This window comes from Hymenobacter rigui, assembly GCF_003944715.1.
Taxonomy (GTDB): Bacteria; Bacteroidota; Bacteroidia; order Cytophagales; family Hymenobacteraceae; genus Hymenobacter; species Hymenobacter rigui.
In genome coordinates this window covers 57,353-75,724 of sequence record NZ_RWIT01000003.1, presented here as the reverse complement: position 1 = coordinate 75,724, position 18,372 = coordinate 57,353, and the positions used below count along the sequence as shown (strand labels likewise).

Below are 18,372 nucleotides of genomic sequence, written 5' to 3'. Positions count from 1 at the left end.
TTGCGCCCTCGGCAAGGAAAACAAGCGGCCATCAAGCCGTTCACCAGTTCAACAATTTGACAGTTACTTGTATTGCAGCGTGTTCAGCAGCCGTACTACGTCCTGCTTTACGTACTCAATCACCGGAGCCAGCGAGTCGTTGGCGGTGGCGGTGCGGAAATACAGCGCTCCACGGAAGAAGTGGCGGGTGCTGTCGGTAGTGTAGAACTGGAACTGGCTGGGTACCTCGCCCTGCAGCTCAAATACGGCCACGCGCATGCCATGGGGCGTTTTGAGAGTAGTTTCGTCGATGGCCGTGGCTTTGATTTCGTGCTTGCTGGTGAGCTTGCGGGCATCTTCCAGCAGCTTGGTATATAACTGCGGCCGGCCTTTGAGGTCGGCGTACGTAATCTGCACGTTGGCTTTCAACTGCGGATAGTACACGTTAATCCAGTTCGGCTGGGCTAGGTAGGAGGAGTCGCGCAGAATTTTGGCGTAGCGCGAGTACTCGAACGTGTACGGCCGACCAGGCGCCAGCTGCTGGTAGGCATGCGGCGGCAAATCGATGCGGTTGTAGCCCTTGGGCTTGGGCGTGAAATCGGGAGCCGAGGTGCAGCCGGCAGCCAGCGTGAGCAGTGTGCTAACCGCCGCAGCGGCTCGCAAAGAGGAAGAAACGGCCATGCGGAAGCGGGACGAATGAAGTAGTAAAGGTAGCCAAGAAACCGGCGCAACGGCGGCCCGCGTTCCGGCTCCGCCCGGAAAAATCTACCTAATAAAAACCCCACCGGGGCACAGGGCTCCGGCGGGGTTTTCGTTGAAAGAAAGCAGACGGTTAAAATGGTAACTGGTCCAGCTCTGGTTCCTGGCGGAAAGTGGTAGGCGTTTCCGCCGCCACTACGGGTTGTGCAGAATCAGTGGCTGGGCGGTTACTCAGCAAAGAAATTTCTTCGGCTATAATTTCCGTCACGTAGCGCGTCTGGTTGTCCTTATCCTGGTACTGGCGGGTACGGATGCGGCCCTCTACGTATACCTGCTGGCCTTTACGCAAGTACTTTTCAGCCAATTCGGCCAAGCCGCGCCACGCGGCTACGGTGTGCCACTCGGTGCGCTCCACGCGGTTACCCTGCTTGTCTTTATAGTATTCATTGGTAGCCATCGTAAAGTTGGCTACCGAGTTGCCGCCTTCCAGATGCCGAACTTCGGGGTCTTTGCCCAAATGGCCAATTAGAATTACTTTGTTTACGCTTGCCATACGCTTTGAAGAGAAGTAGTTGAAAGTAAAGAAATAAGAACTGAGTACTGACGTATAAAGATAGTAAATATGATATTATTTGCCAATATAGTTAGGTGTTTAAATTCCTGAATTGCTAATATAATTGGTAATAAGAATTGATTTCGGCAGCTCCTCAATTTCGGCGGCCTGGTAGGGGGCCAAGCCAGTGGCGGCCAGTGTAGCGGCCGGTAGCGGCTCCTGCAGCCATACCGCATGAAACTTCGCTTCCACTTTCTGATGGCTCAGTACGTGCCGCAGCGCGGCCACTGGTTCCTCGGCCCGGTTCGTAGCCACACGGCCACCCAGACTTTCCACCACCTCCACTACGGCCACCGCCGGCAGCTCAGCCGATTCCGTCTCGTGCAGCGCGAAATCGTAGAGTCCTTCCCAAATATCCTTGGGCCCACGCTTGCGCAGGTACACTGTATTGGCGTGGCGTAGCACCAGGTAGTGGAAGTAGCGGGTGCGGGCGGCCTTGGCCTTGCTTTTCACCGGCAGCTCCTGCACCATACCGTGCTGGAATGCGAAGCACTGCTGCTGTAGTGGACAGAACAGGCAGTCAGGTTTTGCCGGGGTGCACTGGATGGCCCCAAACTCCATAATGGCTTGGTTGAACTCGGCCGGCTGCTCGGCCGGAATCAGCGTATCGGCCAGCTGCTGGAAAACCTTACGGCTGGCCGGGGCAGCAATATCCTGTGTGAAGCCAAACACCCGCGCCAGCACCCGGAATACGTTGCCGTCGAGTACGGCTACTTGTTCATCGTATGCGAAAGAGGCAATAGCGGCCGCAGTGTACTGGCCCACACCGCGCAGCTTCAGCAGCTCTTGGTAAGAGCCCGGAAACTGCCCGCCGTATTCCTGCACCACCTGCTGAGCCGTATGGTGCATGTTGCGGGCCCGCGAGTAGTAACCCAAGCCCTGCCAGTGGCGCAGTACCTCGTCCTGCGGGGCAGCAGCCAGGTCCTGTACGGTGGGGTAAGAGGTGATAAAATCCAGGTAGTAGGGGAGGCCCTGTTTCACCCGGGTTTGCTGCAGAATTACCTCCGATAACCATATGGCGTACGGGTCACGAGTGTGGCGCCAGGGCAGGTCGCGGCGGTGGCGTGGGTACCAGTTGAGCAGGGCGGCGGAAAACCAGAGACGGGCAGGATCGGTTAGGACTAAACTCAAGGCTTTGAGAAAGAATTAGTTGGATGCAATCATGACACCGGTGCGGATTGCGGGAAAACGGTTTGCAAAACCAAAAAAGCGGACTACCTTTGTGCCCCTCAAAACGCAGGCAAACTCTTACCGGGCAAGTGCTTACGTTTTGAGGAAAGGCATCCTTTTTGCCAATCAGAATATTTTTCACTCCCTAGTACACTTACCAGCGTGACTAAAGCAGAAGTAATTGCCGAAATTGCCGACAAGACCGGCATCGAGAAAGCAGACGTTTCGGCTACCGTAGAAGCCTTCTTCAAAGTCGTGAAGGATTCAATGGCTGAAGGCAACAACATTTATGTGCGTGGCTTTGGCTCTTTCGTAAACAAGAAGCGCGCTAAAAAAGTAGCCCGTAACATCTCGAAAAACACGTCGATTATCATCGACGAGCATTTCATCCCCAGCTTCAAGCCGTCGAAGACCTTCATTGGTAAGATCAAAAACAGCAAGAAAATCAAGGAGCTGGCTGCTTAAGCATCCTGCACCATTCAGTTGCCGGCTGAGCCGCCGGGCCTCCCTGTAACCGGGGACCTGGCGGCCGGCTTTTTTCCCGTGCTGATGGCTACTACCACCTCTTCTTCCAAGCATCAACTACTTGTGCTGGCCCTGGCGTTTGCGCTGGCGGCCGGTTTGTTTTTGTTGCCGAAGGTAATTGTGAAACCCAAGGAGGGCAAAGGAACTCTTGCGCAGGATGCGGCCCGTACGGCTAATCGTGACCAGGGAGCAGCCGCGCCCTCTACGGCTGCCAGTGGCCTCGATGAGCACGGTCACCCCGCCGGTAGCCATGAGCAGAATGGCACCGCCGAACAGCCTCACATGACGTTGCCCCCAGCTCAGCGCCGGGAAATCAGCGCATTGGTTGGTAAGTTCACCGCCGAAACCGATCAGGCAGCCCGGCTTCGTCTGGCGCAGCAGCTGGCGGAAAAGTATAAGGCGGTGGAGCGGTTCGACAGTGCCGGTTACTATCTGGAGCAGATGGCCATTGCCCGCCCCGGCGAGCAAACCTGGAAACGTGCCGCCGACGAGTATTTCGAGGCGTACAGCTTTGCTACCACTGAGGCCCGCCAGAAGCTGCTCGGGGCCAAGTGCATGGAGCTGTATGAAAAGGTGTTGAAGAACAACCCCGACAACCTCGATGCCAAGACCAACCTGGGTATGGCATATATGTCCAGCACCAACCCGGTGCAGGGTATTACGTTAATCCGGGAAGTTCTGGCAGCAGATCCGCGCAACGAAAAAGCGTTGTATAACCTTGGTTTACTGGCAATTCAGAGCGGCCAGTTTGATAAAGCCGTGGGGCGTTTTCAGGAATTGACGAAAGTAAACCCCGAAAACGTCAACGGACAGTTTTATCTTGGCGTCACGTTAGCCAAAACCGGCGCGAAGGAAGAAGCCAAAAAAGCCTTCCTGAAAGCCAAAAGCATCAGCCCCGATCCGGCCCTGGCTGCCTCGGTGGATGAAGAGCTGAAAAAGCTGCAATAAATTAGTTGTCAGTTACTTGTTATTAGTTGTCGGAATTTTCTGACAACTAATAACAAGTAACTGACAACTAACAAAACAAACCATTCAACCACTTAACCCACATCAACATGCCCTGCGGTAAAAAGAGAAAGCGTCATAAGATTGCCACTCACAAGCGGAAAAAGCGTCTGCGCAAGAACCGTCACAAGAAGAAGTAAGCCCTCCCGGGGTTTTGCTGACGGGCTGTTTCTGATATGTTCAGCGGCTCGTCTATCTATCACTTAGGTTCTCTGAGAGTGGCCATAAGTTTGCTTTCCCCGTGGCTCGAAAGGGAAGCTGGTGCCTTGGTGCACCGGCTTCCCTTTACGGGTTTCGGGGGCAGCGGCAACTGGCCAACGCTCAGCAGCAGCCATTCTAACCGCTTAATCCATTGAGTAACGAATTAATCATTAATTCTACTCAGGACGGAGAACGGATTGCCCTGCTACAGGACAAGCGGCTCATCGAATATCATTTCGACCGCAACGACACCGCCTACTCGGTGGGTGACATCTTCCTGGGCACGGTCAAGAAAGTTATGCCCGGTCTGAACGCCGCGTTCATTGACATCGGGTACCAAAAAGACGCCTTTCTGCACTACGGCGACCTGGGGGAGAATTTTCCCTCCTTGGTGAAGTGGGGCAAAGGCGTACACTCGCAGAAAATACCCGTCGGCCCCCTGAAAACCTTCCAGTTTGACGGGACGCTCGACAAAGTCGGCAAAATCGATAACGTCCTGAAGAAGGGCCAGCAACTGGTGGTGCAAATCATCAAGGAGCCGATTTCCACGAAGGGTCCGCGCTTGTCCATGGATATTTCCATGGCCGGCCGCTACCTGGTGCTGGTGCCGTTTTCCAACACCATCAGCGTATCCAAGAAGATTGTCAGCAAGACGGAGCGGGAGCGGCTCAAGCGGCTCATTGCTTCCATCAAGCCTGACAATTTCGGCGTGATTATCCGCACCGTGGCCGAGGGTCGCGAGGTGGCTGAGCTCGACCGGGATATGCAGAATATGGTGGAGAAGTGGAACACCTTGTTCCAGAATTTGAAGACGGGGAAACCCAACGATAAGATTCTGGGTGAGCTGGGCCGCACCTCTTCCATGCTGCGCGACATGCTCAACGAGTCGTTCGATGCCATTACCGTGGACTCGGCGCCAATGTATGAGGAGATGCGCAGCTACCTGCAGCAGATTGCGCCCGATAAGCTGGGCCTGCTGAAGCTGCATACCGGCAAGGTAAAAGTGTTCGAGCAGCACGGCATTGAGAAGCAGCTGAAAACGCTGTTTGGCAAAACCGTAACGGTGCCCGGTGGCGGCTACCTTGTTATTGAGCACACGGAAGCTCTGCACGTTATCGACGTAAACTCCGGTAACAAGAGCAACCAGGAAGGCGACCAGGAGGCCACGGCCCTGCACGTGAACCTAGCGGCCGCCAAAGAAGTAGCCCGCCAGCTCCGGCTGCGCGACATGGGCGGCATCATCGTGGTCGATTTCATTGATATGAAGTCGGGCGAGAGCCGCAAGAAGGTAGAGGATGCCGTGCACAGCATCATGAAACATGATAAAGCGCGGTACACCATTCTGCCCATCACCAAGTTTGGCCTGCTTCAGATTACCCGGCAGCGCGTGCGGCCGGCCGAAGCCATTGTCACCGGTGAGGTGTGCCCTACCTGCGGTGGCACGGGTAAGATTTCGGCGTCCATCCTTGTGACGGACGAAATCGACAACAGCATTGACGACCTGCTGGTAGCTCAAAACCAGTCGGGTATTACACTTTCGGTACATCCTTTCCTGCACGCTTATTACACCAAAGGGTTGGTAAGCCGCCAGATGAAATGGTACCTGAAGTATTACAAGTGGGTAAAGGTGATGAAAGACACCAGTCTGGGCCTCACCGAATACCGCATCGAGGACGAGCACGGCGAGGAAATCGAGCTGCACTCGGCCGCAGCGGCCATGAGCCGGTTGCAGGACCGGGAACTGGAAATAATTGACTGACGGATTTTCTGCGAGAAAACTCCTCCTGATAGAAGAAAAGGCCGCTTCACGGATAGTGAAGCGGCCTTTTTTAGTGTAGCAACCTAGGTTCCCGACCTACCTCGGTCTGCTTGTCTTTCGGCCACTGCAAACGCACGTTGACAGGGCAAAACTATATATTCAGCCAGAATGGTTGACCATTCGGCGAGGACAGGCGTACTTGCGTGAAGCTCTTTCTTCTCAGCTCCCCCTCATGAAATCTTCTCCTACTGTTCCGTTTGAGTTTTCAGATGCTGCCCGGGCACATCAACGGATTCAGGAGCTGGAGCAGGAACTGCAGGCGGCGAAAGAGGTAGCCCGTACGATGGAAAACCGCCTGGGCCACCTGATTAATTACGTACAGGAAGGCGTATTGCTGACGGATACGGACGGACGGATTTCGCTGGTGAATGAGCGGTTCTGTCAGCTGTGGGATATGCCTCAGCCCGCGGCCTACTGGATTGGTCGTCCGTGGCAGGAAATGGCGGCGCTGATGAAGGGCTTGGCCGCTGATGGAGCTGCTTTCGAGAAGCGTATTCATACCCTGCGGGCGTTAGGTCAGCCCGTATTCAACGAACGGGTGGACCTGAGCGACGGCCGTATTCTAGAGCGGGATTTTATCCCGGTGCAGCAGGTAGATACGCTGAGTGCCCGCAGTATGATTCGGCTACGGGACGCCACCGATTATCATCGCGCGGCTGAGCAGTTGCGGGCCGTAGCCAGCATCCCGGGGCAGAATCCCAACCCGATTTTCCGGATTGATGGTGAAGGCCAAGTGCTGTACAACAATCCGGCTGCCAGTGCTTTGCACGCCGGGCTGAATGAAACCGATCAGAACCGTTTACTGGCTAAAATTCAGCGGCTGGCATCTGCCGCCCTAAGTCAGGATGCACCCTGGCAGGTAGATATACCGGTGGGTAGCAGCTTTTACGCGGTATTCGTGGTGCCTTTCCCAGAGGAAGGTTATGCTAACCTCTACCTGGTAAATATTACCAAACGCATGCTGGTAGAGCAGGAGCTCAACCATGCCAAGGATGAGGCTGAAGCAGCGGTGCGGGCCCGGGAAAACTTTCTGGCCAACATGAGCCACGAAATCCGTACGCCTATGAACGGGGTGCTGGGTATGGCCACACAGCTTAGCAAAACTCGCCTCGATGGTCGGCAGCAGGATTTGCTGCGTATTATCCGCAATTCGGGCCAGCACCTGCTCAGCATTATCAACGATGTGCTGGACATGGCCAAGATTACGTCGGGCAAGCTGGAGTTCGAGCAGACTGCTTTTAATCTGTGCGACTCAATGGCCGAAGCGCTGCAGCCACTGGTGCACCAGGCCATCGAAAAAGGCATTACCGTAGCTGGTACGCCCCTGAAAGCAACCTGTTCAATGCCTTGGGTCGTTGGTGACCCATACCGCCTCAATCAGGTTCTTATTAATCTGATGGCTAATGCCGTCAAGTTCACCGAACCGGGTGGGCATATTACGGTGGTAGGGCAACAGCTGGCAGCTACTGCCGAAACCCTCACAGTAGAGTTTCTGGTAACGGATACCGGAATAGGCATTCCTACGGAGCAGCTGGACCGCATATTTGAAGGCTTTACGCAGGCGTACGCCGACACCACGCGCCGGTTCGGGGGTACCGGCCTTGGCCTAAGCATTTCCCGGGCTATTATAGAGCAGTTAGGCGGGACCCTGACCGTAGATAGCGAAGTAGGAAAAGGAAGCACGTTCCGGTTTCAGCTGACGCTGCCCCGCACGGCCCCGCAACTGGCCGCTACTGCTGCATCCTCTTTCGATACCGGAGCGTTGCGCGGCCGTCGGGTGCTATTGGTAGAAGACAACGAAATTAACCGGGATGTGGCGCGGATGCTGTTGGAAGAGTGGGGCGTAGAGGTAGACGAGGCCGAAAACGGTCAGCAGGGGGTTGAGCACTATCAACAAGGCCAGTACGATGCCATTCTGATGGATATTCAGATGCCGGGCATGAGTGGATTGGAAGCCACTGCCCTGATCCGCCAGCTGCCCGATGCCGCCAAAGCCAGTGTGCCCATTCTGGCCCTTACGGCCAACGCCTTCCGGGCCGACTATGTGAAATACCTGGCAGCGGGCATGAATGATTGCCTGACGAAGCCCTTCGAAGAAGTAGAACTATATCAGATTCTGGAAAAGCTGCTGCCACCAGCTGCTGCGCCGAAAAGCAGCTACGATCTGACAAAGCTGCGTGCCCTGGCCCACGGCCGGGAGGCATTCGTGGTTAAGATTATCCGCTCGTTCCTACTGAATATGCCGGGCAGCTTGGTGCAGCTGGAAACTGCTGCCGCCCGTGGCGACTGGCAGCAGGTAGCCGCCATTGTGCACCACATCAAGCCCGGTATCGAGTCGTTGGGGGTGCAGGATGTAGCGGGTGCTCTGCAGCAGCTGGAGCATGAAGTACCTGCCTTGGCAGGAGTTGAACAAGGAGCCGCGCACACGGCCGTGGCCCGCGTAGTGGCGCAGGTAAAGCGGGCGTTGCATGAGTTGCCAGGGGAACTGCCGGCAGAATAGGGTTACAAACCGCGCAGGTGGCGGTAGAATTCGTCCTGATACGACTTGCCTACCGGCACCTCATACTTGCCAAGCTGAAGCATATTGTCCTCTACCGCGTCGATGCGCTGCGTATTAACAATGTAGCTCCGGTGGGCGCGGACAAAATGCGCAAACGGCAGCCGTTCAGCCAAGGCTTTCAGCGTCAGGTACACAATGTGCTTCTGGGTACCCGTGACCAATATGGAATATGTGGACATAGCTTCAATGAACAGCACTTCATCGAAGTTGAGACGCAACATTTTGGTACCCACCTTAATAAATAGCTCCGAGTTAACAGCCTCAGTGGGAGCATCCGGAGTGGATGTGGCCGGCAGTGTCCGCTGACGGTTCAGCACCCGCGCAACCGCTTGGGTGAATCGAGGAAGGTCGATGGGTTTTACCAGATAATCGACCACCTGCAACTCGAAAGCATCCACCGCAAAGTCCCGGTGGGTGGTAACCATGATAACCGGGGGAGCTGGTTGTGGCAGTAAACGGGCCAGTTCCAGACCCGTCAGGTGTGGCATCTCAATATCGAGCAGCAATAAGTCGGCTTTTCCGCCTTGGCGGAAGTATTGCAGCGCCTCCAGGCTGCCCGGCAGCGAGGCCGCTAGGTTGAGTTCCGGCGTCAGCTCAACCATGTGCTCGAGTGTCAGCCGGTTGATTTCGTTATCATCAACTATTACGCAGGCAAAAGAAGTGGGCATACGACGAAGAGTAGGAAACGGAGTAGCTCATCAGAATGAAACTGTTATAAGTCTCACTTTGGGATACTGATACAACTCAACCCATGCAAAGTAATCTGCAGGCTGTTAGCCTTGTAGTAGGCCAGCCAGTAAATTGGATGAATTGGATCTAATACTCGTTCAGTACAGTTGCAAGCTGGTTGTACGAACTACATGCAATGAGTGGATTTGGCGTTGCAGCAAATCTGTTCGCATATGAAACCAAGCCGTTTGAGAAGAGTTTTCCCTCATTGGGATAACGGACCAAGTAATTAGTACCTGAGCACGGTAGGTTTGGATCTTCTCCAACAAAGGGGTACTACTCAACCGACAATGCACCTGCTCGCGTGAAAAAGATTTTCCACTCACTGCTGATGGTTTGTGCTTTGACTGTCAACGCTCTGGCCGCTACTTATCCGGTGCATCGCAGAATGATGAAGCTGCCAAAAATGACGAAGCCACGGGCTCAACAGGATGCGGAACTGTCCAGGCGCTCCTTGCAACTCACCTGCTACCTCGTCGATATGCTGCGTCTGACCGGTAAGCAGGCCGCTGAAGTCCGCCGGGCCACGTTGCTGGAACTGCAGCAGGGCGGCCCGGCTAGCAAGCAGGCTATTGCCACTTACAATGCGGCCCTGTGGCGCGTTCTTACCTTCGGTCAGTACAGCACGTTTCGCTGGCTGGAGGAACGCCAACCTGTCTCCAACATGCTTCAGAATCCGTTTGCAGACGAATCGGCACGCCGCTAATTCCTTCTTCACCTGCCATTACCTACTATGTGCTCCGCCCGTCTTTTCTGTTGGCTGCTACACTGGGTTTGGTAGTGCAAACAGCTTCAGCTTTCGGCTCGTTGCCCGTAAAGCCCACACACACGTTCAAAAAAGAAGTAACAACCAAAGCAGCGACTACCACGGCGCGGTTGCAGCCGCGCCGTGTAACGTCCCCGGATGATAGTATGCACGACTACAGCCCGGTAATCGTAACCGGTGGCATCACAAGGTCGACGGTATGCCGCTACCCGGCGCTACCGTATAACTGGCCAATACGCACCAGGCCGTGGCCGTAGTCAACTCCGTTGGTGGCTTTACTTTCACATTCCCCAATAACGCTACTGTAAGCCTGACCTGTGGCTACGGCAGTGCTGAACAGCAAACAGTGCTGGTGGTGTTGCCCAGTAAGCGCGACGGTATTTTCACCTGTAACGGCTTCACGCTGCCACCGCAAACTGCTCCCGAAAAATGTCGATTAGAAGTGTGCTGGGGTGGCTGCAGTTTCTGGTAGTGGCGGCGCTGTGTTTTGCGGGGGCTGATGCTCTTGCTCACCTACCAGCCCCAACAGCCACTATTGTACTGCTGCCGTTGGTAGCCGGCCGCCAGGCCGTTACCCCATTTCGGGTTTTATAGGAGCCCCACACAGCACAACGCCCGCAGCACCATACGGTACTGCGGGCGTTGTGCTGTGTGGGGCTCTGACGAGTTAAAACTTGATGCCCAGATCCAGGGCAAACTCACTGTTTTTCAATTCTACTTCTTTGAAATTTCGCTCATCCCCGAAATAGTTGTCAATGTTGAAGAGTCCCCGGTGGTAGCTCAGGCCGGCCAGCAGCTTGGTGTTCTGACCCAGCTGATACTCCACTCCAAAACCGCCCCGCAGAGCCGCATCCGGAATGATAACGTGCTTGGCGGCTTTGGTTTCCTGGCCGGTACTGGCATCGGTGTAGCGTTTGTCTCCATTGATGCGGCCGGCAATAGCCGCGTTCAGGGAGCCGCCCAGCTGAAAATAGAGCTTGGTATCGGTGGCAATGTCATTGGTGAAGAGCTTCACCGTGACGGGTATTTGCAGGTATTGCAGCCCGATTTTTTGCTCGACGCGTTGGCCGTTGGCTCCACGGTTGGGGTCAAAGTAGCTGATGGTGCCGCCTTTACCAGTCAGCTCCAGGCCGGTGCTGAAGGCGTAGTTCTGCCCAAAGAAGTAATCGACGATGATACCGCCGCCGATACCCACTTTGGATTTCTGGTTTTCGAAGCCATAGGTGCTGGGCGAATCGGTACGCAGGTGCGTGATGGAAGGCGAAACCTTCAGGCCAATTTCAACCTGGGCCGATGCTGCACCAATGGTGGCACCACTAACGAGAAGGGTAAGCAGAGCGTTTTTCATGGCAGCAGTGGATTTAGTGGAGGAGAGAAACACGAACCACGGCTGAGAGCCGTTTGGTTTTGGCTAATTTCGCCTTAAAGATAGAAGCGTGATGCATATTCCTGCCCGTTTGCGTACCCTGATCCTCCTGCTGACCACTGCCGCCACGCTGTTGGCCTGCGGCCGAAGTCAGGAAAGCTGTGAGCTGAACCCGGAAGTAGCTAAAGTTGAAGCACCGGTGACCATTGAACGGTTGGAAAAACCGTTCTTTCAAATAAAGTCACCGGCCGACGCCAACCAGTTTCTGCAAGAGCATAAGCTGTTTGCCCGGCAGTTTCTGCAAAGCGGGCAATACCCGGCGGGCGTACTGGCAGCCACGCTTACGCGCCTGGCTACCAACTCCGGTCTGCAGAAACTGGGTGCCCAGGCTGATACCACCTTTACCACCGCCGAGTTGGAGCAGCAGCTGAAACCGATGTTTCAGCACATTCGCTATTATTTTCCGGACTTCCGGGTGCCGCCCGTCAAAACCTTTGTGAGCGGTTTAAGTCAGGATTTATTTGTGAATGACAGCCTGCTGGTGCTCAGTACCGATTTTTTTGTGGGTCCTGAGGCTGCCTACCGCCCCAATGTACCCGGCTACATTTTGCGGCGCTACACCAAAGAACACTTGGTGCCTGCCGTAGCACTGGCCATCAGCAGTAAATACAACCAGAAGCAACTCACCAACCAGACGATGCTGGGCGAAATGGTGCAGTTCGGCAAGTCGCTCTACTTCGCGGAAAAGATGCTGCCCTGCACGCCCGATTCCCTGCTCATTGGCTATACCGATAAGGAAATGGCCGGAGTGCATTTCAACGAGGGCAAAATCTGGGCGCACTTCATCGAAAAGAACCTGCTCTATAACACAGCTGCTTTCACCATTCAGAAGTACATCGGGGAGCGGCCCAACATTCCGGAAATTGATAAAACCTGCCCCGGAAGGGTAGGGGCGTGGGTTGGTTGGCAGATTGTACGCAAGTACATGGCTGAGCATCCGACCGTGACCCTGAAGCAGCTGATGGCGGAGAAAAACGCCCAGCGCATCCTCAACGACTCGCGCTACCGGCCTAAAGTCAACCGGGGGAAGGTGTCTTAATTCGCATTAACCATTCCGCCGGTGCACATTGCCGTCTTCAGCCAGTATCATACTAACCCCGACTGCCCCGCGACCAGTCGGCACTACGCGCTGCTGGCGCAAATGGCCCGTGCGCACCGTATTACGCTGATCACCACCCAAACCTGGGAGCAGCAGCGCCTAACGCAGGAGTTTCCCTGGATACCGGAGGGCGTGGAAATGCGTGCTGCCGCCGTACCCTATGAAAACCGGATGGGAGTTCTCCGCCGGGGAATGTCGTTCGGGCACTACGCTGCTTATGCCCTCCGGGAAGGGCTGCGTATAGACAAGCCAGACGTAATCTGGGGCATCAGCACGCCGCTCACGGCGGCTTGGGCGGCGGCGCAGGTGGCCCGCTGGCGGCGGGTGCCGTGGGTGTTTGAGGTGCAGGATTTGTGGCCGTCGTTTCCTATTGCAATGGGGGCAGTACCCAACCGGCAGCTGCAGCAGGCCCTGTACCGCATGGAGCGCACCATGTATCAGCAGGCCCAGGCCATTGTCACCCTCTCGCCGGATATGACGGACTACGTGCGAGGCATCGGGCAGGAAGCCAAGCGCAACCCCTTCGCACCTCAAAAAGTGCATACCTTGCTTAACGGCACCGACTTGGACCTGGCAGCGGCTGCCACGGAGGAGGCCGTTGCTGCTTTACGGCAGGCCTGGGGGCTGGAAGGCAAACAGGTTATTTTATATGCCGGCACCTTCGGGCGGGCCAACAATATTCCGCTGCTGGTGGAAGCGGCTATTCAATTGGCCACTCAGTGCCCCAACGCAGTGTGGCTGTTTATGGGGCACGGGTTTTATGATGGACTTCTGGAGCGCGCGTCGGTCAGCTACCCTTTCATTCGGGTGGTGCCGTCGCAGCCGCGCCATGCCGTGTTTGCGTGGTTTAAGCTCGCCGATGTATCGGTAGCACCTTTTCTGGGCCTGCCCGTGCTGCATGCCAACTCACCCGCCAAGTTCTACGACAGTCTGGCTGTGGGTACTCCCGTCATCGTGACCAATTCCGGCTGGACGAAAGACTTCGTGGAGCAGCACCACTGTGGCTGGTACTCGCCCGCCGATGACGCTGCGGCTTTGGCAGAGAAACTAGCCAGTCTGTTCCGGACACCGGAATACTTACAAGCTGCCAGGGAGCAGGGACGCCAAATAGCGGCTACCGAATTTGACCGTCGACAGATAGGGCAAGTGATGCAGCATATTCTAGAAGCAGCATCCCGGTGATTCACCCCGCCCTTCCCTCTACACCATAGAGGAACTTATAGGCTTCTTAGAACTACTTATATACTAAGTTGTACTATTGAGTTTGGAATTAATGGCTTTTCGGCGAGTATGAGCATTTTCTGTAGCTGAATTAATCGTTTTGCTGATAACATCAGCGTAGTATTTGCACCACCCGGAAAGCGGGCAAACAGCGCATTTAGGAGAGCGGGCCAGGCAGATATACCGGCCGTGCAGAATCAGCCAGTGGTGTGCTTTGGGAATCAGATCCTGCGGAATGTAGCGCACCAGTTCCTTCTCCACCGCCAGCGGCGTAGTGGCGGTTTCGGCTACCAGTCCCAGCCGATGGGATACCCGGAATACGTGGGTGTCGACAGCCATTGCCGGCTGATTGTAGATGACCGATACTACCACGTTAGCCGTTTTGCGACCCACGCCCGGCAGCCGTTGCAGTTCTTCAATCGTGCTGGGTACCTCGCTGCCGAAATCCTGCACCAACATGCGGCCCAGGCCCGCCAGGTGCTTGGCCTTATTGTTAGGGTAGGAGACGCTGCGGATAAATGGGAAAATATCCTCCGCCGAGGCAGCTGCCAGCTGCTCGGGCGTTGGGAATTGCTCCAGCAGGGCCGGCATTACCTGGTTCACGCGTTTGTCGGTACACTGGGCGCTGAGTACCACTGCCACAATCAACTCATACGGGTTGCGGTAGTGCAGCTCCGTTTCCGGTTTCGGAAAATGAGTGGTGAAATACTCAAGGAAGTGGCGGAAACGCTCGGGCTTGCGCATGAAAAGCTATAGAACTGATGGGGAAGGCCGGTACGGCACTAATGCACCGCGCCGCAAAGGTACCAAGCGGTACTTTTGCGGCGCGGTGCTTTGGGGTAAGAAAGCGGGTTATTCCTTCCGCAGAAAGGTGCGGGAATACTGCAGAATTGAATCGGTGGTGCGCTGGCTGGGTGCGCGGCGTAAGTCGTTGAGGGCACGCTGGGCCAACAGCAAATCGGCGCAGGAAGCCGCTAACTCGGCATCGTGCAGCAGGGCGTGTTCAACTTGCTGGTGCTCCTTAGCTGGCAATTCGTTGTACACGTACCGGAGCAGCGTCTCGTGGGTAAAGGTTTTGATCATAGAAAACGGGTTGTGCGGCCATTTTTTTCCGCAGGTTGATCAGCGCATAGCGCATACGCCCCAGCGCGGTATTAATGCTGACCCCCGTTGCATCGGCAATTTCCTGAAAGCTCATGTCGCCGTAGTGGCGCATGATCAGGACTTCTTTCTGCGCCGCGGGCAGCTCCTGAATCAGTTCCCGGAGCCGCGCGTGGGTTTCTTCCCGGGTAAGCGCGGCCTCGGCTCCTTCTTCTGCCAACGACAACGAATTGAACGCATGACTTGTTGTGTCAAGGTTCAATAAAGGACTCCGTTTTTCGCGGCGGAAGCAGTCAATAGCCAAGTTATGCGCAATGCGGCAAATCCAGGACGAAAATTTTCCTTCTTCATTATACCGGCCACTCTTCATGGTGTGCACGGCTTTGATGAACGTGTCCTGCAGCAAATCTTCCGCTACGTCTTCGTCGCGGACAATGAGCATAATAGTAGTAAATACACGGGCCTTGTGCCGCTCAAGCAGTTGAGCAAAGGCATCTTCCTGGCCGGCAATATAAAGCGAGATGAGAGCAGAGTCGCTCGGCTGCATGGTTTCCATAAACACTACGAAAAAGAAGGGAACGTAGAGCTTTAGGCCATAGGGTGCAGTTGCCGGTGAATACTCGCGTGAAGGAAGAATGAAGAATTGGAATAAATCAAATGTAGAGAACCGCTAATCGAAACGCAACGGGTAAGGAGAGGAAATGACAAAATTTTTTCGACCTGTTGAAAAACCTAATATCACTTATCCTAAATACTTAATACCCTATTGCCGGTGGCGTTGGCTGGTGCCGTGTAGCTATATGCCAACGAAGGCTGATTCTCTCAATAATAAACGAGAAAATCAGCCTCCGGAAAAGGTATATAGCAAAAACCGTGCGCTAGGGCTGGAGCTGTTGGCTTAACTGCCGAATACGGGTCTCCAGCTCTGTTGTAGTGCTAGTACCGGTAGCGGCTGCCGCTGCCCTCTGGTCCAGCAACTGGCTTAGCTGCCGCAACTGGTCTAGCCGCTGGGCGGTATTCTGCAGTTGGGTGGCTATAGCGGCCATATTAGTGGAAACCGGAATAGCAACGGTAGTAGTACCCGATGAGCCGGTGGCCTGCTCATCGTGGCGGGCAATGGCCTCCGGGGTCATCATATCGTCGCGGTAAATCACCACGTCGCCCTGCATGTTCACGGCTTTGCCGTTTTCCAGTAGCTGACGAGTGCCGCTCTTGCTCACCATAATACCATCAGGGCGAAGCGTGAGGCCGTTGGCAAAGCGTAGGGGAGCGGATAGGGGAGTGGTCTGGCCAGCCTGCAGCCGGAACACTTTTCCATTGCGCCGAAAGGCACCGTCTTTTAGCTGAGACTGGGATGTTGCTGCCGGAACAGTTTGCTGCGCTTGGGCAGCCGCAGAAGCAGTAGTAAGCAAACCTGCCAGCAGCAGGGAGCGGAGATGGTATGTAACGGCGGGCATATGGTGAAACGGTGGAGTGGTATAAGCACTAGTGGGGTAAACAAAGACATTAGTCACTTTCGTGGTGCTGACGGCCAGCCAGCCAATGCAAGGCCGGTTCCTCAGCGGCAAACAGACGCACGTGGGCCTGGTCGGTGAGTACCATGGGGGAACCGGCTTCCTGTTCTTCGGGGCTGAGTTGGCTGGCCGCTACCAGAAACGCCAGGTACACGCGGCCGCGCGTCCGGGCCGCCAGATCGGGTACAAACTGGGTTAGTACCCAGTGCGTGTCGTCTTCACTGGCCGGGCCGCGCTGGCGCAAATCCAGCAGCCAGTAGCGGGTAGCCGGGGCTGCTTCCAGGGCCATGCTGTAGCTCTGCTGCAGTTCCCGGGCTGCCACCGGCCGCAGCCAGCGTACGTCCATCACTCCCAACTCGGGACGGTACTGCATCGTCAGCAGGTCGGGGGTATCAGAGGCTATAATAGACATAGGGGAAGCAACAAAACGTGAGAGAAAGCCTGGGTAACAGCCGTGAAGCCGGCAGGTTGTGCAGTGCGTCCGGTATACGTACGATAAGCAGGGCAAAAAGGCTTGTCAGTGAAAACCCACGTTAGCTAAAAGGAGAAAAGTGCTCTGGCTGAGCTTAGCAGGCGAGCGGCGGGGCCTACCTTTGCCCGGCCGTTGCTTTCCGGCCTGCTCTTGTATGTCAGCACCCGTCCCTGCTTCCGACTCCCCTCGCCATGACCCGTACGCGGCCCTACGTATTCCGGATTTTCGCCGGTTTATCTCGGCCCGGGCCAGTTTCGTTATTGCCACCCGCATTCAGGGGCTGGTGGTAAGCTGGCAGCTGTTCAAGCTCACCGGCGACCCATGGAAACTGGGCCTCATTGGCCTGACGGAAGCCATTCCCAGCATTGCCGTCTCGTTGTACGCGGGGCACGTGGCAGATTCCATCAAGCGGAAAAACATCATTCTGGTAGCCGTAGCGCTGCTGGTGCTGTGCGCGGGGGTACTGGCGGCCCTGTCATCCTCGGCGGGAATTAACCTGCTGGCTTCGGAGCACCTGGGTACGCTGCCCATTTACGCGGTGATTTTCGTGAGTGGTATTGCCCGGGGCTTTCTGGGGCCGGCGCTGTTCTCCTACATGCCCCAGCTGCTGCCCGACCGGGAGAAACTAGCCAATGCTATTACCTGGAACAGCACTACCTGGCAGGGCTCTTCGGTGATAGGGCCGGTAATTGGTGGCTACCTGATTGCACCGCTGGGTGTGGCCGGAGCTTACACCGTGGCAACCACGATGCTGCTGGTGTCGCTGGGGTTGTTCGGTAGTCTGGCTTCACACCCGCTGCCGGAGCGTGAGGGCGCCGCCCCCGATTTCCGGGAAAGCATCAGCACCGGGCTGAAGTTCATTTTCGGAAATCAGCTGGTGCTGGCCGCGTTGTCTCTGGATTTGTTTGCGGTGTTGTTCGGTGGAGCCGTGGCTATGCTGCCGGTATTCGCCGAAAGCATCCTGAAAGTGGGCTCCACCGGCCTGGGCCACCTGGAGTCGGCACCGGCGCTGGGCTCGGTACTGATGGCCGTATTGCTCACGTATTTTCCCCTGCGCCGCCATGCAGGGCGTAAGTTACTCTGGGCCGTGGCGGGTTTCGGGCTGGCCACCATCGGGTTTGCCCTGTCGCGCAATTTCTGGCTTTCCCTGGGTCTGCTATTCCTGACGGGCATGTTCGATTCTGTGTCAGTAATTGTGCGCTCCACGCTGCTGCATACGTTTACTCCGGAGCACATGAAGGGACGGGTGTCCGCGGTGAATAACATCTTCATCGGGTCCAGCAACGAAATCGGCGCGTTTGAGTCGGGGGCCATGGCGAAATGGCTGGGCACGGCGGCTTCCGTGGTATTCGGCGGCATCATGACCCTAGTAGTGGTGGGTATTACTGCACTGAGTGCCGATAAGCTGCGTCGCCTGGATATGACTCCTGAAAAAGCCAAATCCTGATCCTGACTGTAAGGTAAAAGCAACGG

Annotated in this window: 19 protein-coding genes; 9 read left to right on the top strand and 10 right to left on the bottom strand. The window is 55.7% G+C overall.

What is annotated here, in order from left to right:
* Nucleotides 1-63: 63 nt before the first annotated feature.
* From gldD to mutY, 3 genes are all read right to left on the bottom strand, one after another.
* Entirely contained in the window at nucleotides 64-660 is a 597-nt protein-coding gene (gldD, locus tag EI291_RS07365) for a gliding motility lipoprotein GldD (protein ID WP_125419167.1), read from the bottom strand.
* Nucleotides 661-811: 151 nt separating this feature from the next.
* Nucleotides 812-1,231, bottom strand: a complete 420-nt coding sequence (locus EI291_RS07360; RefSeq protein WP_125419166.1) for a single-stranded DNA-binding protein — start codon at nucleotides 1,229-1,231, stop codon at nucleotides 812-814.
* 99 nt (nucleotides 1,232-1,330) lie between these two features.
* Nucleotides 1,331-2,422: an A/G-specific adenine glycosylase gene (gene mutY / locus EI291_RS07355; RefSeq protein WP_125419165.1), complete on the bottom strand. Its 1,092-nt coding sequence runs from the start codon at nucleotides 2,420-2,422 to the stop codon at nucleotides 1,331-1,333.
* Between the two features lie 201 nt (nucleotides 2,423-2,623).
* Between mutY and EI291_RS07350 the strand changes: the two genes are divergently transcribed.
* The 4 genes from EI291_RS07350 to EI291_RS07335 all read left to right on the top strand — a co-directional run bounded on the left by EI291_RS07350 (nucleotide 2,624) and on the right by EI291_RS07335 (nucleotide 8,511).
* Nucleotides 2,624-2,926 (top strand): HU family DNA-binding protein, encoded by a 303-nt coding sequence (locus EI291_RS07350; RefSeq protein ID WP_110979047.1) that lies wholly within the window; start codon nucleotides 2,624-2,626, stop codon nucleotides 2,924-2,926.
* Nucleotides 2,927-3,010: 84 nt separating this feature from the next.
* Nucleotides 3,011-3,934: a tetratricopeptide repeat protein gene (locus EI291_RS07345; RefSeq protein WP_240635418.1), complete on the top strand. Its 924-nt coding sequence runs from the start codon at nucleotides 3,011-3,013 to the stop codon at nucleotides 3,932-3,934.
* Nucleotides 3,935-4,343: 409 nt separating this feature from the next.
* Entirely contained in the window at nucleotides 4,344-5,951 is a 1,608-nt protein-coding gene (locus EI291_RS07340; protein ID WP_170172553.1) for an Rne/Rng family ribonuclease, read from the top strand.
* Nucleotides 5,952-6,183: 232 nt separating this feature from the next.
* Nucleotides 6,184-8,511: an ATP-binding protein gene (locus EI291_RS07335; RefSeq protein WP_125419164.1), complete on the top strand. Its 2,328-nt coding sequence runs from the start codon at nucleotides 6,184-6,186 to the stop codon at nucleotides 8,509-8,511.
* 2 nt (nucleotides 8,512-8,513) lie between these two features.
* Here EI291_RS07335 and EI291_RS07330 read toward each other — a convergent pair whose 3' ends face one another.
* Nucleotides 8,514-9,239, bottom strand: coding sequence for a LytR/AlgR family response regulator transcription factor (locus EI291_RS07330; RefSeq protein ID WP_125419163.1), 726 nt, complete (start codon nucleotides 9,237-9,239; stop codon nucleotides 8,514-8,516).
* A gap of 365 nt (nucleotides 9,240-9,604) precedes the next feature.
* On the opposite strand from EI291_RS07330, the gene EI291_RS07325 reads away from it, so the two are divergent.
* Both EI291_RS07325 and EI291_RS22810 read left to right on the top strand, forming a co-directional pair.
* On the top strand, nucleotides 9,605-10,006 hold the full coding sequence (locus EI291_RS07325) for a hypothetical protein (RefSeq protein ID WP_125419162.1): 402 nt from the start codon (nucleotides 9,605-9,607) through the stop codon (nucleotides 10,004-10,006).
* A gap of 489 nt (nucleotides 10,007-10,495) precedes the next feature.
* Nucleotides 10,496-10,660, top strand: coding sequence for a hypothetical protein (locus tag EI291_RS22810; protein ID WP_170172552.1), 165 nt, complete (start codon nucleotides 10,496-10,498; stop codon nucleotides 10,658-10,660).
* A 73-nt stretch (nucleotides 10,661-10,733) separates the two neighbouring features.
* Here EI291_RS22810 and EI291_RS07320 read toward each other — a convergent pair whose 3' ends face one another.
* A complete protein-coding gene (locus EI291_RS07320; RefSeq protein WP_125419161.1) occupies nucleotides 10,734-11,414 on the bottom strand; it encodes a porin family protein in 681 nt (226 codons plus the stop codon).
* A gap of 109 nt (nucleotides 11,415-11,523) precedes the next feature.
* Between EI291_RS07320 and gldB the strand changes: the two genes are divergently transcribed.
* Complete coding sequence (gene gldB / locus EI291_RS07315) at nucleotides 11,524-12,531, top strand: gliding motility lipoprotein GldB (protein WP_240635416.1); 1,008 nt, start codon at nucleotides 11,524-11,526, stop codon at nucleotides 12,529-12,531.
* A gap of 21 nt (nucleotides 12,532-12,552) precedes the next feature.
* Nucleotides 12,553-13,773: a glycosyltransferase family 4 protein gene (locus EI291_RS07310; RefSeq protein ID WP_125419160.1), complete on the top strand. Its 1,221-nt coding sequence runs from the start codon at nucleotides 12,553-12,555 to the stop codon at nucleotides 13,771-13,773.
* 63 nt (nucleotides 13,774-13,836) lie between these two features.
* Here EI291_RS07310 and nth read toward each other — a convergent pair whose 3' ends face one another.
* The 5 genes from nth to EI291_RS07285 all read right to left on the bottom strand — a co-directional run bounded on the left by nth (nucleotide 13,837) and on the right by EI291_RS07285 (nucleotide 16,839).
* Entirely contained in the window at nucleotides 13,837-14,556 is a 720-nt protein-coding gene (gene nth / locus EI291_RS07305) for an endonuclease III (protein ID WP_125419159.1), read from the bottom strand.
* 108 nt (nucleotides 14,557-14,664) lie between these two features.
* Nucleotides 14,665-14,895, bottom strand: a complete 231-nt coding sequence (locus EI291_RS07300) for a hypothetical protein (RefSeq protein WP_125419158.1) — start codon at nucleotides 14,893-14,895, stop codon at nucleotides 14,665-14,667.
* Nucleotides 14,834-15,469 (bottom strand): RNA polymerase sigma factor, encoded by a 636-nt coding sequence (locus tag EI291_RS07295; protein ID WP_125419157.1) that lies wholly within the window; start codon nucleotides 15,467-15,469, stop codon nucleotides 14,834-14,836. Before EI291_RS07295 ends, EI291_RS07300 begins: the two co-directional genes overlap by 62 nt.
* Nucleotides 15,470-15,791: 322 nt before the next feature.
* Nucleotides 15,792-16,370, bottom strand: a complete 579-nt coding sequence (locus EI291_RS07290) for a DUF6799 domain-containing protein (RefSeq protein WP_125419156.1) — start codon at nucleotides 16,368-16,370, stop codon at nucleotides 15,792-15,794.
* Nucleotides 16,371-16,419: 49 nt separating this feature from the next.
* Nucleotides 16,420-16,839, bottom strand: coding sequence for a hypothetical protein (locus EI291_RS07285; protein ID WP_125419155.1), 420 nt, complete (start codon nucleotides 16,837-16,839; stop codon nucleotides 16,420-16,422).
* Nucleotides 16,840-17,053: 214 nt separating this feature from the next.
* Here EI291_RS07285 and EI291_RS07280 point away from each other — a divergent pair, with 214 nt between their 5' ends.
* Complete coding sequence (locus tag EI291_RS07280; RefSeq protein WP_125419154.1) at nucleotides 17,054-18,346, top strand: MFS transporter; 1,293 nt, start codon at nucleotides 17,054-17,056, stop codon at nucleotides 18,344-18,346.
* Nucleotides 18,347-18,372: the final 26 nt, after the last annotated feature.

Excerpts from the sequence above, each read along its gene's own strand:
- EI291_RS07300 (WP_125419158.1), bottom strand. The coding sequence starts at position 14,895 with ATGATCAAAACCTTTACCCACGAGACGCTGCTCCGGTACGTGTACAAC.
- EI291_RS07290 (WP_125419156.1), bottom strand. The coding sequence starts at position 16,370 with ATGCCCGCCGTTACATACCATCTCCGCTCCCTGCTGCTGGCAGGTTTG.
- EI291_RS07345 (WP_240635418.1), top strand. The coding sequence starts at position 3,011 with ATGGCTACTACCACCTCTTCTTCCAAGCATCAACTACTTGTGCTGGCC.
- EI291_RS07330 (WP_125419163.1), bottom strand. The coding sequence starts at position 9,239 with ATGCCCACTTCTTTTGCCTGCGTAATAGTTGATGATAACGAAATCAAC.
- EI291_RS07295 (WP_125419157.1), bottom strand. The coding sequence starts at position 15,469 with ATGGAAACCATGCAGCCGAGCGACTCTGCTCTCATCTCGCTTTATATT.
- EI291_RS07360 (WP_125419166.1), bottom strand. The coding sequence starts at position 1,231 with ATGGCAAGCGTAAACAAAGTAATTCTAATTGGCCATTTGGGCAAAGAC.
- gldD (WP_125419167.1), bottom strand. The coding sequence starts at position 660 with ATGGCCGTTTCTTCCTCTTTGCGAGCCGCTGCGGCGGTTAGCACACTG.
- EI291_RS07280 (WP_125419154.1), top strand. The coding sequence starts at position 17,054 with ATGTCAGCACCCGTCCCTGCTTCCGACTCCCCTCGCCATGACCCGTAC.
- EI291_RS07335 (WP_125419164.1), top strand. The coding sequence starts at position 6,184 with ATGAAATCTTCTCCTACTGTTCCGTTTGAGTTTTCAGATGCTGCCCGG.
- EI291_RS07320 (WP_125419161.1), bottom strand. The coding sequence starts at position 11,414 with ATGAAAAACGCTCTGCTTACCCTTCTCGTTAGTGGTGCCACCATTGGT.
- nth (WP_125419159.1), bottom strand. The coding sequence starts at position 14,556 with ATGCGCAAGCCCGAGCGTTTCCGCCACTTCCTTGAGTATTTCACCACT.
- EI291_RS22810 (WP_170172552.1), top strand. The coding sequence starts at position 10,496 with ATGTCGATTAGAAGTGTGCTGGGGTGGCTGCAGTTTCTGGTAGTGGCG.
- EI291_RS07285 (WP_125419155.1), bottom strand. The coding sequence starts at position 16,839 with ATGTCTATTATAGCCTCTGATACCCCCGACCTGCTGACGATGCAGTAC.